General features: G+C 32.5%; 16 protein-coding genes. 8 read left to right on the forward strand and 8 right to left on the reverse strand.

Annotated elements, in window-relative coordinates; all coding sequences use genetic code 11:
• Nucleotides 1-201: 201 nt before the first annotated feature.
• From WKH56_RS08270 to WKH56_RS08285, 4 genes are all read left to right on the forward strand, one after another.
• Nucleotides 202-471 carry a CPCC family cysteine-rich protein gene (locus WKH56_RS08270; RefSeq protein ID WP_342835232.1) on the forward strand — a complete coding sequence of 90 codons (270 nt, stop codon included), beginning with the start codon at nt 202-204 and terminating at the stop codon, nt 469-471.
• 408 nt (nt 472-879) lie between these two features.
• Nucleotides 880-1461, forward strand: coding sequence for an NDxxF motif lipoprotein (locus tag WKH56_RS08275; protein WP_342835233.1), 582 nt, complete (start codon nt 880-882; stop codon nt 1459-1461).
• Nucleotides 1462-2120: 659 nt separating this feature from the next.
• Nucleotides 2121-2867 carry a hypothetical protein gene (locus tag WKH56_RS08280; protein ID WP_342835235.1) on the forward strand — a complete coding sequence of 249 codons (747 nt, stop codon included), beginning with the start codon at nt 2121-2123 and terminating at the stop codon, nt 2865-2867.
• Nucleotides 2868-2890: 23 nt separating this feature from the next.
• The gene (locus WKH56_RS08285; protein ID WP_342835237.1) at nt 2891-3079 is read left to right on the forward strand and encodes a hypothetical protein; all 189 of its coding nucleotides are present in this window, start codon (nt 2891-2893) and stop codon (nt 3077-3079) included.
• 23 nt (nt 3080-3102) lie between these two features.
• Here the strand turns inward: WKH56_RS08285 and WKH56_RS08290 are convergent, their stop codons facing one another.
• Complete coding sequence (locus WKH56_RS08290) at nt 3103-3318, reverse strand: hypothetical protein (protein WP_342835238.1); 216 nt, start codon at nt 3316-3318, stop codon at nt 3103-3105.
• Between the two features lie 205 nt (nt 3319-3523).
• Here WKH56_RS08290 and WKH56_RS08295 point away from each other — a divergent pair, with 205 nt between their 5' ends.
• The gene (locus WKH56_RS08295; protein ID WP_342835239.1) at nt 3524-3724 is read left to right on the forward strand and encodes a hypothetical protein; all 201 of its coding nucleotides are present in this window, start codon (nt 3524-3526) and stop codon (nt 3722-3724) included.
• Nucleotides 3725-3905: 181 nt separating this feature from the next.
• Nucleotides 3906-4739: a hypothetical protein gene (locus WKH56_RS08300; RefSeq protein WP_342835240.1), complete on the forward strand. Its 834-nt coding sequence runs from the start codon at nt 3906-3908 to the stop codon at nt 4737-4739.
• A 155-nt stretch (nt 4740-4894) separates the two neighbouring features.
• On the opposite strand, the gene WKH56_RS08305 is transcribed toward WKH56_RS08300, so the two are convergent.
• Nucleotides 4895-5218 (reverse strand): hypothetical protein, encoded by a 324-nt coding sequence (locus WKH56_RS08305; RefSeq protein ID WP_342835241.1) that lies wholly within the window; start codon nt 5216-5218, stop codon nt 4895-4897.
• Nucleotides 5219-5584: 366 nt separating this feature from the next.
• Between WKH56_RS08305 and WKH56_RS08310 the strand changes: the two genes are divergently transcribed.
• Together WKH56_RS08310 and WKH56_RS08315 are read left to right on the forward strand one after the other, a co-directional pair.
• Nucleotides 5585-6406: a hypothetical protein gene (locus WKH56_RS08310; protein WP_342835242.1), complete on the forward strand. Its 822-nt coding sequence runs from the start codon at nt 5585-5587 to the stop codon at nt 6404-6406.
• A 270-nt stretch (nt 6407-6676) separates the two neighbouring features.
• Nucleotides 6677-7423 carry a hypothetical protein gene (locus WKH56_RS08315; protein WP_342835244.1) on the forward strand — a complete coding sequence of 249 codons (747 nt, stop codon included), beginning with the start codon at nt 6677-6679 and terminating at the stop codon, nt 7421-7423.
• Between the two features lie 100 nt (nt 7424-7523).
• On the opposite strand, the gene WKH56_RS08320 is transcribed toward WKH56_RS08315, so the two are convergent.
• The 6 genes from WKH56_RS08320 to WKH56_RS08345 form a co-directional block, all read right to left on the reverse strand.
• On the reverse strand, nt 7524-8216 hold the full coding sequence (locus WKH56_RS08320) for a hypothetical protein (RefSeq protein ID WP_342835245.1): 693 nt from the start codon (nt 8214-8216) through the stop codon (nt 7524-7526).
• A gap of 318 nt (nt 8217-8534) precedes the next feature.
• Complete coding sequence (locus WKH56_RS08325) at nt 8535-9251, reverse strand: hypothetical protein (RefSeq protein ID WP_342835246.1); 717 nt, start codon at nt 9249-9251, stop codon at nt 8535-8537.
• A gap of 186 nt (nt 9252-9437) precedes the next feature.
• The gene (locus WKH56_RS08330) at nt 9438-10100 is read right to left on the reverse strand and encodes a hypothetical protein (RefSeq protein WP_342835247.1); all 663 of its coding nucleotides are present in this window, start codon (nt 10098-10100) and stop codon (nt 9438-9440) included.
• Nucleotides 10101-10332: 232 nt separating this feature from the next.
• Nucleotides 10333-10983 carry a hypothetical protein gene (locus WKH56_RS08335; RefSeq protein ID WP_342835248.1) on the reverse strand — a complete coding sequence of 217 codons (651 nt, stop codon included), beginning with the start codon at nt 10981-10983 and terminating at the stop codon, nt 10333-10335.
• A 2-nt stretch (nt 10984-10985) separates the two neighbouring features.
• Nucleotides 10986-11843, reverse strand: coding sequence for an ABC transporter ATP-binding protein (locus WKH56_RS08340; protein WP_316911271.1), 858 nt, complete (start codon nt 11841-11843; stop codon nt 10986-10988).
• Between the two features lie 10 nt (nt 11844-11853).
• On the reverse strand, nt 11854-13749 hold the full coding sequence (locus WKH56_RS08345) for a hypothetical protein (RefSeq protein WP_342835249.1): 1896 nt from the start codon (nt 13747-13749) through the stop codon (nt 11854-11856).
• Nucleotides 13750-13900: the final 151 nt, after the last annotated feature.

Raw genomic sequence — 13900 nt, forward strand, 5'->3', positions numbered from 1 at the left:
GAGTATTATACCCCTAGTTTATGAGTTATGTAAAGTTGTTATTATAAACCCTTAAAAATCTCAATTTTGCTACTTGAAGTTATTGTATTAGCTTTCCACTTATTCTACTAAAAGGTATTATTATTGCATATTCACCAATGTTTCTAAGGATTAGTCCGAAGATATGCAGAAATATATATAGAATATAGAGAGGGGAATTTTATGAGTCATAAATATACTTGTCCTTGTTGTGGTTACAAGACGCTTGAAGAAGAACCCCCTGGCACCTTTGATATATGCGAAATATGTTTTTGGGAAGACGATGGCGTGCAGTTTAATGATCCTGATTATGAAGGTGGAGCTAATGTTATTTCATTGAAAGAAGCGCAGAGAAACTTTGCTGAATACGGAGCTTGTGACAAGGATAGTGTGAAATTTGTAAGAAAGCGAAATGAATTTGATAAGAAGGATCCTCAATGGAGACCTTTCTAACTTCGGGAGTACTTTTATTAAATATTTTTTAGGTAATAGGAAGGAAGAGATTAAAATTAACAAAGTAAACGTTATAAGCGCACTAGTTATACTGTTAATACTAAGTGCTTTACTTTATCCAGCAGGATACATAAAGTCATTTACCGCTTTTATATTATTGTACGTAATGGGTATGGCTTTAATTGTGACAGGAAGAATAATGATTAAGAAGAAGTCTTGATCATTATATATCTAATTAAAGGACATATAGCTATGGAAAATAGAGAGATATTTAACTTAAATATCCTTTTATAACAAAATGCAATAAAAAGATATCAGTCTCTAGACGTATAGCACCACCTGATTTTTAATGTTAAAATTTTCAATGTAAATAATTGGTGTTTGTTAGCGCTAGAGGGAGAGTTTTAATTGAAAAAATTTTTTATTAGTGTCAGTTTGTTGTTTGTAATGCTATTAGGTGCCTGTTCTCAGGAAGAAAGTTCAAAAGAAGTTAGTAAAGAAATAGTAGTACCCACATCCATATTTAGTTCCGCTAAGAAAGATAGTCTAATTCAAGAAGAAGAAATGAAAAAAAGTATAGAAACATACTTGAATAGCAATGAACGTTTATCTAATGTAAGTGATCAGTTCGATGATGTTACGGATTCTGATGGGAACTTAAATAAAGAAAACAAAAAGAAGTTAAAACAAGTAAAAAGCTTAATTAGAGAAAACGATGCTAATTTTTCGAGTTACATATCGCATAACACTTTGCCCTCAGGATACGAAAAGGCTTCGCAAAGAATTTATAAATACATACAGGGCACTAATCAAATGTTAGAGGACGTAGATCAAGCAATTGATAACATAGATGATGATAGTTATTCTGATTTAGATATTGATTTAATAACTAGCAAAGATTCAAATGTAAGCGGAAGAGAACAGAAAAAAATAGAAAAGTTTTTAGATAAAAATGAAATTGATACAATTGCATTTGGTCGAGGAAATTAGTCGAGGAAATTAAATGTTATTTCAACAAATAGTTTCGTCTTTTTAAAGTTGTCAACGTACATAAAAAATTATAATTTTCTTAATAGTAGCAGTTCTTTCTATTAGAAAGAGCTGCTTTTTAATCGTTTTTTGTTGGGTTTTTTAAAGAGTAAATGGGGCCGTGAAAGTAAGAAATACAAAAAAGTGCTATCGCTTTCCGATGTCCTCTACATTTGAAGAATTATAACTAGATTTACTGCTTATGTCTGTGTAGATAGAGAATAGTAAAACACTGAGCCAAATCACCCCACCGATTAAAAATATCACATATTTACATAAGTTCTTCATATTCCTCAATCCCCCATATTCTAAAAGAAAACAACTATCTCCATAAGAAGATAGCCGCTTTCTACTGATAAATATAGTTGAGAGTGAATCCTGTTAGGACCTCAATAATAGTTTGCACGACTAACTTCATTTTATTCAAGGCTCCTAAAATTAATATTAAATACTATAGTTTTTAGGTCCAAGCATTAGAAAAATGGACTTTTTTTTATTGAAGATTAAAAAGTGAGTATGATTAGTTTCGGAAAGGAGGGCGCTCATAAGCAAACATTGCACTACAAAAACGGAAAGGTGTGTTTATCAACTTAGAGAAGAGTACAGGGGGTAACTGTTTTATGAAAAAAAGTAATTTAATAATGAATGTTTGTATTTTAGTGTTAGGAATTGTATCTGGTATTATTACATACCAAACAATTGATTTAACCGCATTTAAAAGCAAGTCAATTTTAATGGCTATACTGTTCACAAAGCTAAATGTTAGCATTGTAGCTTGTGTTGTGTACACAATCTTATTCTTGTTTGTAAAAACACTATTAACGAGTGAGACAAAGAGTTTCGGTATTCCTAAGTTTTTAACCTGGGAAGCAAAAGATACTCCAGTAGAAACTGTATTGAGTCAAACTGAAACAATGTTATCCAACAGCACTTTTTTAAATTCATTCCGAATAGCAAGTCAGTATCCTTTACTAGCCTCAGTAGAACGTGACCAACATATTAATGTATTTTTAAAGAAAATCGTTGAAGAGATTCATTTATTTTGGAAAAACGAAAGCGGTTTAAACCTTCAATACAATATGGTCGAATACAATGAGATAGAGGATGAAACAATTAAAGAATTATTCGAGGAATCTTTAGAAAGTGGAAAAGCTGAGATTATGGAGCAAGTTGGTTTGATTAAAAAATCACGCGTTTTACTTTATGCTTATGAATTTGAAGATAAACAGTATGCTGTCATATTTAAATCATATAAAGCTCTAAGCCACAGCGATGCAGAATTTGTAACCGCTATGTTTGGTATGGGCTTTGATTGGTATGCCTATGCAACATTGCTGCTTGATATACAAGAAGACCATTCTGGATAAACAAGATTGAAAGGATGATTACAATGTTTGGGAAACAAACACAAAGTATGAAGCGACACAAGAATGGAAGAAGCAAAGGAGATACCAGAACAAGTTATGACTCTTATGTTCCAGGTCAGGCTTATACGCATTTTCTCAAAGAAAAGAAAAAGCCCAGCTATACTGCAACAATAAGAAACTTCAAGAACCTTCTTGGAGTAAAGATTAGGTAAATATAAAAACCTCTAAATTTATTTTAGAGGTTATTTCTTTTTTTAAAAACCTTTTGTTTCTTTTTATTGAAAGCATCTTGCATCTCTTGGGAATCTGGATAAACGGCCTCAGCATCTAAAGACCAAAAGTCGAAAGAGTGCTTGGTAACAGGGGAGTTAAATATATTACCTTTATGAGATTGGATTTTCTCAATTTCCTTCTTAGTAAAATCTGATAACTTGGTTTGCTTGTTGTTCATAAAGATCACTCCTTCTCTGTTTATATAGTACCAGTATAGCTAAATTACGTTTTTTTGGCACTATTTATGATATTTAAATACAACAGATATAACGCGTGCGTTCTTTTTAATTCCTGCTTAAAAAAGCATTAACAAAAAGTTATTATGTTAAAATTGCTTAGAACCTTTTGGTTAGATAATTGAATTAAATAAGGTGGTAATATTATTGCGTAAATACGGAGCAATATTCTTTGTAACTATTTTTATATGTATAGCTCTTTACGGTGTCTTTGGATTCCTTTTTGGTAATGGTGGAGACATAGCAGAAGATGCAATTAAAACTTTTGGTTTAATCATTGTTGTACTGCTATCATTTTTAATTGCGCAGATGTTTTATGCAATTGATTTGCTGAAAAAGAAAAACTAAAAAAGTAAGAAGAGGTGGTTAAATGACACACTCTAATAACGATTGTGAAGCTTGTAAACTGTCGGCTGTAAACAAAGTAGAAACAGTTGATGATAATGAACAACCCTATAAAGTATGTCGTGACTGTCACCAAAGGTCAGTAACATATTCTTTACGCCCTATAGAATGGTACAACTTAGCGGTGATCCACTCACACAACAAGTATTTGCTAAGCGATGATTTTTACGATGATAACGGGGTATCTTACGAATCAGAAGAAGATACAACCTCATTTTCAGGTTATCAGTCCCCAACATTAAAAAACGTGGAAGGTAATTTAGCTGACTTAATAGACTTTTCTATAACAAGGTGGTCCCTTGAAGATGAAGTTATAGTTTCCCTAAGTGCTCATAGTCCTTTATATGTCTTGGATTATGTTAAAACAAAATTTCATAGCGTAAACAACCTTGAAATTAAATCCCGTATGTTAGAGATAGCAGCAGAAGTCTTGGGGCCGGTTGCTGCTGATTGGATAAGAGAACTGTGGAATAATTACAGTGAGGAATTGCTATATCCGCTATCGCTGGCCACAGCAACTAGTCTACCTACTAAAGAAGGCTTACATAATGTTTTAACAAGATTAGATATCATAAATGAAAAAGACTTGCCTATAGTTGCGTTTAGCTGTTTATACCGCTTTTGTTCAAGTGACGTTTTAGACTGGATTGAAGAAACGTGTACAGAGTTCAATGATAATTGGGGACGTTTAGCAGCAGTTAGTCATCCTACCTGGGATAGAATGAAGGATTGGTTAAATAAAGGAAGACCATTGAGTTTGGTTGCTCTTGATGCGATGGAAAACTGCATTAAGAACTTGGATGATCCAATCGTTGAAAAAATCTCTCCTAAAGTAGCAGGCTTAGGTACAGATAACCTTGAGCAGGTATTAACTGCTTATTATCAAAACGATGCTGTTCCTCGAGTTAAAAGAAAAGTAGAAGGAATAATGGAAAATAAAGACGTTGTTTTTGAGTAAACTTTGGAGTATTAACAAGGATAATGTCTCTATATAAGAATTTAAAAGCTTAAGGAAGTAACTTTTAAAATGATAAAAGCCACGACTCGTGAATATGAGTTGCGGCTTTTTTATTTACCATAGTACAAGCACACTTTTGAATTAAAATGTTTTCGTTATAGAATTACTTTGAAATTGTGATGTACCTTGTGATCAGACGCTCCTAAAATAACCTCGTTCTCAGTAGATATTCTTACACAAGATATTTTTAATGTAAGTTCATTAGCCTCACTAAATTTTGCGAACATATATTTAGGGTAAATTATTTCCCAAGTACACGTTTTTAGTTTTAATTTAGCATTCACAATTTCGTGATCGGAAAAATGATATTTAACAAGATTTAGTTGTTTAAACATTGAATAAATTTTACTTTTTATATCAATAGGTATTTCACTTTTAAATTCCAGTTTTTTATTTGGGTCTAATTTAATTAATTGCATTTCTTCCACTCCAATATGATTAGTTTTAATTTAGTTCCTTCGTCTGGAAATATTATACTTCTGTTTTTTGGAGTATAAGAAAATAATAAAAATTGCTGATAGAAGAGAATTGTTAAGTCTTTGCTAAAGAAATACTGCTTACTAGGTGCAAACTGGATAAACAGTACAAAACAAAGAGGAAAATTGTGCTAGAATAGTAATAAACAGTTTTACAGGTTGTTATTATTAAGCAGGAAGGACATAAGGAATACCGCTATGTTGTGTTTAAAACAAATAATTCTAATTAATTAGCGGTAGAGATAAAAGAGGAACTAAAGAAAGTTCATCGTAGTAGCAGTTAAACAAAAAAGGAAATGGAGTTTCACAATGAAGAATGCAAGTAAAATAGCGGCCGGAGCAGCTACTCTAACATTAGCTCTTAGCTTAATAGGATGTACCTCAAAAGAACCGGTTAACAAAACCTCAGAACAAGAAGAAGCTCAAAAGAAAATAAAAATAGAGCTTTCTTTTCTCCAGAATGAATGTGATCGCCTTATTAATAAAGAAGAGGACACTGAAAAAACATTCCCAAGCTATAAAAATGATTTTAACTTGTTGTCTACATCGGTTAACAGTGCTTCAAGGGTTGCTGAAATGGATAATAATGAGTTGCAAGTAAGCATTAATTGGCTTGAAAAAGATATAGAGAAACTAGATGAAAAAGAATCTTTAAAAGCTTACAAAAAATATACTTCAGCCAAGACAATATACCAGGTAACAATGGAGGATAATTTGCACTCAATTGTAGATGCCACTAGTGGATGGGACGATGGAAAAGATCGGGGTGCCGCTTTCTTCTATAGCCATATTCACTCTTCACAAAAGGATATTAATAAAGATATAAAGCCGGCGCTCAATGATATAAAAAACGGGCCAGTATACAAGTTGACTTTAGTGCAAGACGAATTACAAAAACATCGTGATGACTTTAGTAAAAAACAACTTGAACAGTTAGAAAATGCGACTCAATCTTTTAAATCTTCCTTAAATGCCCAAATAGTAACAGTGAACTCTTATAAAAATTTAATTAAAAATCCATACAATACTAGTACCTATACTATGGAGGAGGAAGAAAGACACAACAATGCTCTTACTTACCTCACGGATTTTGAATCAGACCTAGGGATTGTTAATCCAAAAACACACTAAAGATTTGCTGTTATTTTTATTAAATAAAAAAAGAGATTTATTCGAAAGTTAAATTGCAACAAAACAGGTGGCTTATATAAGTCGCCTGTTTTGTTCAGGGGTTATATACGTAGCAGGAAGTTGACTATTGTTTAAAACTTGTAAGCTTGTCTTACCTTTAAGTTGTATTCAAAAAAAACGTATGTATATAATTGGAATGTATAAATTTTCTAAATCTTATACAGGTTCACAATAGTAAATTGGCACCACACTAGAAAGGAGTTACCATTAATGAAAAAAAGCAAATCATTGTTCACAGCATCATCGTTATTATCTATTTCTTTACTCTTATTATCTGCTTGTGGCACCACGTCCAGCGAAGATCATTCACAACCTACCAGTAAGGCCGAAACATCAAACGCTCATAAAGAAGGTGAAAAAAACAATACTGAAACTGGCAGTAAAGGCAGCGACAATAAGAAAAGCGAAACAAAAGATGTAGCCACACAAACTATGTCTCAGGAGAGTCAATCACATTCTAATGCTGATTCTAAAACTGCTAATTCTTCTAACAATGCTAATAAAAGTAGTAATGACACACAAAAAGTTAGCATTAGTGAAGAGAAAAAGTCATCAACAGCTACAAATGATGTATCTAGACAAAAGGAATCACAAACCAACAATATCTCTAATTCAAGCGGTGCTTCTTCAGCGACTCAGCCAAACACAAATCAAGTAACTAATAAAATTACAAATGAACAGAGCGCAACATCAGATGCTACAAACGAAAGCGAAAAAAGCATCTCAACACCTGATAATTCTTTAAGCCAAAATAACGAAAAGAGCGTGGCAATAAACCGTCCATCAGGAGCTTGGGTTGATAAGTTTGAAAAAGATTTGTACGCTGGTTATCACGTTACACCAAGTCGCTATAAAAGTATAGGAAGCGGGTACTGGGAGGTCTGGGTTAAAGAAGTGGACACCGGAGAAAACGGCTATGTAACTGTAAATCAGAATACAGGTAATTTTCACGGTTAAAAAAACAAAAGTAGCAAGTGCATTAGTATTAAGCTAACCCCAATAATTGAACAAGTAAAAAAGCCTGCTGTATAATACGGCTGGCTTTTTACGTTTAACATTAAAAGATAGTCTCATCTGGCTTTAGTTTAAATAATTTAATTCCTTTTACATCAGCTTTATCCAGTAAATCTTGTTGGTACTTAGTTACATCAACTACCTTATTTTTGCTTGCAATAAGGTAGAGGCGATAATAGTTAGCATCTAAATCTATCATTTTTGAATTGTTTTCTTTATCATACAAAACAGAATCGGACAATTGACTAAAGTTTTTCTTATCTTCACCCTTTAGAGAATTATATGTTTTTTTCATAGTAGTGTCGTTTACTAAATACTTCTTGGCATATGCTTTTGATAATGTTTGATGCAAGAAATAACCTTGTGGAATAACGCTAATATTCCCCTTAGTTTTATCCTTTTCTACAAAATCAACAATTTCCGCATATTTTTTATCAAGTTGTTCTTGTGTAAAACCTAGATCTTTTAACATTTCCTCTTCTATGGCAATGTTTTTAATAACAGATTGAGAGTCTAAATTCATTTTTTTATATGTATCCTGCATATAATTCTTTTTATATTGCTTTATATCTTTCTCGCTTAATTTTTTTCCATTGATACTTATGTTAGAAACCTCGGACATAGAAATACTCTGACTAGTTTTTCCGCTAGCGGAAGTAGAAGACTCTTTTCCGCAGGCTCCTAAGATAGATGTTGCTAATACCAATGATGCTCCAATTAATACAGTTTTCTTCATAGTTGTGTGTTTCCTCCTTGAATTATAGTACCAAAGAATTATACTCTACATTTTTGTTGACAAGGTAAAAATATCTACTTTTATTGAAAAAAATATAAGATAAAGGTGATATGTATCCTCTATTTAACACGTTTTTAAATATTATTTTTAATTAATGCCTAGTACTGCAGCGATAAAAAGGTTGCTTTATTGGTAAAAGGGAGGGGGATATTAAAAACTTTTCTACGAAAAACGAGACTGTTTCTTGATTGATCAGTTCTTTTATATTAAGTGAAAAAGTCTGCAGTACTATATACGGCAGACTTTTTGTATTTATAATTACAACATAACTTCGTCATCTTTTAATTTTGTTAATTTAATGCCTTTTACGCTTGATTTATTAATTTGCTTTTGCTGGTATTTAAGCATATCTACTACTTCGTATTTTTGAGCAACATAATACAATGAATAAGCATCAAAGAAAGTTAATTTGCTATTACCACGATTGTTCTTCATATCGGCTTTTACTGTTTGGAACAATTGGTCATAAGCCTTTTTCTCTTCTCCATTTACAGAGTTAGATAATTTTTTAAGAGTAGAATCATTCAGCAAATATTTTTTTGCGTATTCTCCTCCAAGTGTTTGATGTAAGTATAGACCTTTAGACTGAATAGTAGCCTTATCGTTGGGATCTCTCTTTTTCAGTTCTTTCAAAAACTTAAGGTTCTCGTCATAATTTTTATTAAATTGCTCTTGAGTCATACCTAAATCTTTTAATAAAGCGTCTCTTAAAGCTATATTCTTAATAGCTGATTGAGTGTCCAAATTTAAATCAAGGATATTGGATTCTTTAATCTCCATATAATCTTTTATGTATTGTTTTAGTTCCTTTTCACTTAACTGGTCACCATTTACTGTTACTTTAGAAACCTGTGACATAGAAATAGTTTGACTAGATCCACCGCTAGCAGCAGTTGAAGACTCTTTTCCGCAACCCGCTAAGACAGAAGTCGCTAATACCAATGATGATACCCCAATTAATACAGTTTTTTTCATAGTTGTGTGTTTCCTCCTTGAATTATAGTACTAAAGGATTATACACTACGTTTTGGTTGTTAAGGTAAAAATATCTACTTTTATTGAAATATTAAATTGTTAAGGTGAGTTAATACTGTGTTATGAATGCAAAAAAGCTGAAATCCAATATCGTAGAGGGTTCAGCTTTTTGTGCGTATATAAAAGTTAAATCTTTCGTCTATATAGAATAAAATGTCCTATACTCGCTAGAGCAAGTCCCACTACAGCGTTTTTAATAGCTAATACGATGATCCTTGGATACAGCTGCATATCTATATTAAATGACATTATGTTATATAGCGGAATTATATTGTCCCCCATAGTCCAGTACTTAAAAGCAACATATGCTAACAATATAAAGAGTGGAACCGTAATGTTTCGTGATAGAACCATAAGGAAAAATCCTAAATAACAGTACACTATAGTCTGCGGAACATAGATAACACTTAAATTAAGTAGTGAAATGTAAGGGTAAGGGTACCTTAATGTAATAGTAAAAAACAAAACGTATAATGCCGCTAGAAAAATAAGAAAGAAAGCTGTTACCCTAATAAGTCCATAAGACAAAGCAGATGTAGCGTATTTAGAGTTCAAATTAGTTTCTTTATCTTTCTCTACAGAACGTTCTGAAAATAAATATACGGGCCACCAAGCCGCTATAGGACATACAACAAATTCTATTATTCTTGATATATACTGCAAATTAACCAAATCAGGAGAAAAGCACGTATAAAGTATTGCTATTAGAATTACTAAAAAGGGAACATAGAAGTCCATTCCCATTAATTTAGCTTCTGACGAGATATTTATTTTCTTAACAAAGGTCATTGTTTGTCTCCATTCTCTTAATTCTAAAATTGCGTTTGTAGAAGCTTTAATGACCTCTACAATAAAGGTTCGATGAAAAATAATTACTATTGTATAATTAAAACATATTTAGGAAAACAAGTAAAATAGTAATTTATCTATATAAAAATTCTCAAAAGGTTATAAACACCATAAAATAAAAAGCTGAATCCCAATGTTGTAGAGGGTTCAGCTTTTTGTACATATATAAAAGTTAAATTTTTCGTCTAGATAGAATAAAATGCCCCATAGTTGCTAGAACAAATGCTAGTGCAATATTCTTTATTGCTAATAAAATAATTCTTGGATATAGCTGCATATCTACAGAGAATGACATTACATTATACAGCGGAAATAAACGATCACCCATTGTCCAATACTTCATTGCTACGTATGCTAATAGTATTAACATAGGCACAGTAATGTTTCGTGACAGTACCATAAGAAAGAACCCTAAATAGCAATACAAGATCGCCTGAGGAACATAAAGAACCACTAAGTTGAAGAATGAAACATAAGGGTATTTTAATGTGATAATAAGTAACAGAATTAAGAATGCTGATAGATACATTATAAAAAAAGTTGTTACCCTCATAATGCCGTGATACAAGGTAGATAGCGGGTAGCTAAAGAGCGTTTCAGCTGTCTTATCTTCGTAATAATCGAGGAATAACTCCATAGACCACCAAGCCGCTACAGGGCAGACAATAAACTCTAATATCCTTGACGTGTATTGAATAATGTCAACGTTAGGAGAGAAGCAGGTATAAAGTATTCCAATAAAGATAGCTAAGAAAGGAATATAGAAATTTGCCTCCATTGATTTAATTTCAAATGATAAATTTAGCTTTTTAAACGAATTCACGGTTATTCTCCTTTCCTAGTGAGGAATAAATAAGCATCCTCAATAGTTGGGGAAATAGTGGTCTGTTCTGTAATCTTCTCATCTACAAAATAACGAACAAGACATCGTTCATTTTCTTGCTTAAGAGAGATAACTCTATCTTGAATAGCATCAGCTTCATCAAGTGTTAAGTATTCTTCTTTAATCTTATCTTCAACAAGGGATTTAAGTTCTTCTTTTCTTCCTACAAAAATAAGCTTTCCTTGTTTTAATATTCCGATGTAATCACAAATCATTTCAACGTCTTCTACAATGTGCGTAGAAATAAGGATAGTACGATCCTTTCCAATTGTTCTTAACAAATTTCTAAAACGAACACGTTCTTCGATATCTAAACCGACAGTAGGCTCGTCCACAATTAAAAACGGGGGATTCCCAAGTAGTGCTTGAGCAATACCGACTCGTCTAAGCATACCACCAGATAATTGCTTTATTTTTTTCTTTTTTTGCTCCTGCAAGTTTACTTCTTGAAGGAGAGAAGAAATTTCTTCTTTTGCTTTTGATTTTTTAATTCCTTTTAAGATAGCTAAATGAAGTAAACACTCATTTACAGTCATATTTTTATACAGAGAAAAATGCTGTGGTAAGTATCCAATATAAGAACGGACTGTATTAGGATCGTTCCAAGATACCGCATCGTCCATAAGGATTTCTCCTGAGTCAGCGGGTACCAGTGTAGTTAAAATTCTCATTAGTGTTGTTTTTCCGGCACCGTTAGGTCCTAAAAGACCAAACGAACCTTTTATGTCAAACGTGAGGTTTTGAAGAACTTGTTTGTCTTTATATGTTTTATTAATTTCTTTTAAATAAATTTGTTTCATATTGAGCTCCTTATTGTACTTGTTCTTTTTTTAGGATGTCGTTAAGTAAATTCCACTTTTGAGGAGTCGGATTTTGTATAAGAGAGTACCATTCCTTATAAACTTGATTATTAGCATCCGTTGAACTTTTAGTTCTTAGCCATAAAGTTAGTAATCTAGTTGTCTCTAATGGTGCTGAGCTTTCACTTAATGAACTAACAAGATTATCAAGTGAATCTTCTACATCGTCATTAGGGAGGTGGAATTGATTATTTAATGCGCGACTATAAGCATAAGAAAACAACATATTAAAGCTAAAGTCATTTTCTTTTTCATACTCTTCATACCTTTTTGTTTCTCCGAAAATCAACTCTGGAGTAACACGCCCTAAATGGTCTTTGGTAAAGAAGGAGTTACCTGAATAAGGGTAGTCTGCCTGATGGAATCCCCAAATTAAATAGTTGTCATTCCACCAAGTTCCTTCGCCGCTAACTCCGTCATCTAAGTTTTGATTTGGTATAAAATAGATAGTGTGCGGCATAGCAATATGCTTATCATTAAGCGTGTCTTTCATAGAGGTCATAAGGTTTTGCAAGTAGTTACGAATGCTGTCTGTTTGTTTAAATTGGGCCTCCCAAGCATTAGGGAAAACATAGGTTATTCCATTGTCTTCTCTTGAAGTTAGTTGCCCAGACAGTATGGAAAGTCCATCACTAGAAAAACCTTCCCACGTATTAAAAGTAACTTCTTTTAAATTGGTATGTATTCTTTTACCATTCTTAACGACTAGATGGTATTCCTTTTTCTCATTAGGCTGATGAGGTACTCTGTGTAATAAGTGATACTTAGTAACAATACTAAAAGCGGGACTTAGATTTTCGCTTGGTAGCCAAGAGAAATAATTTGGTAAATATATGGCTTGTTTGTTGCCAAAGTAGAGGTTTGATTGCAATCCGCTGTATTCAAATTCAATCTCTCTCCTATCATTTGGTTTCCAAGGCCTATTTTTAAAGGCTAGCGTAACTAAATCTCCATCTTGTTTAAAATCAATTTTTTTAGCATCCATTTTTACTTGTTTAATGCGTAGTTCGTGAAACAAGGTTAAATTAAGTTGTTTAATGCTTGTGTTTCCTGTGTTGTGTGCTTGTATTTTAACCGTAGCTTCGAGGTTAGCGCTGTTCTCTAATTTTATATCGTACTTTTTAAAGGAAACCGGACTGCTAATGGGTTTAGGGTCATTATCTTTATAATTTCGATAGTAACCTTTATATACATAGTCATTATCAGAAAGCACCTGAAAAGGTTTGGATAAATATAAAGAAGATCCTGCTAAGCAGACTAACAGGGGTATAAAAAGTATTTTAAAGGTAGTGGTAGATATCGTTTTTCTTCTCCGCCAAATCACTGTGTATATAGTTAACAGAAGGGCAATAACAAATATCTTTTTATACCAGTGAATGACATCTAACGAGAAACCATAAAAGCTATTATATACTCGAGTTAAATTAGGCTCTCCTAAATTTAAAATCTTATCTACTCTAAAGTGAGAGGATGTCATTATTTCGGTTCCAAACACAGCATAGTTTATAGGAATGGTAACAGCGAATATAATAAGGGCTAATAAATAGACAAGTTTTCCTCTTAATAAGAGTGTTAATAAGTTTCCGGTTAAAAACATAATCAAAGAGGACATTCCCCAATAGAGCCAGATATATTTCAACGCGGACCAAAAGAAAGTTAAATCGTTAAAATCTTTTGTGAAGAAAAAATAAACAAAGAGTACAAAGAAAAAAACAGTCATTAAAACGACAAAGCTCAAGACAAGCAAGAACTTCGAGATGGTTTTATGTAGTATAGCGTTTCTTATAACACCAATGGTTTCTTGAATTTCTTCCTTTTCATCAATTTTCCCTAAGTAGATACCCATAAATAAGTAGCAGGCCATAAATCCACAGACAATGGGGTTTGCGACTAAGGTAGTAGGGGCGTCCTTTAACGAGGCGTATAGGTAAAAAACATATATACCGTATACAAAAGTTCCTATTAACAGTATGGGGACAACCTTTGTTCGAGCTAAA

It is taken from the genome of Priestia sp. SB1 (assembly GCF_038898415.1).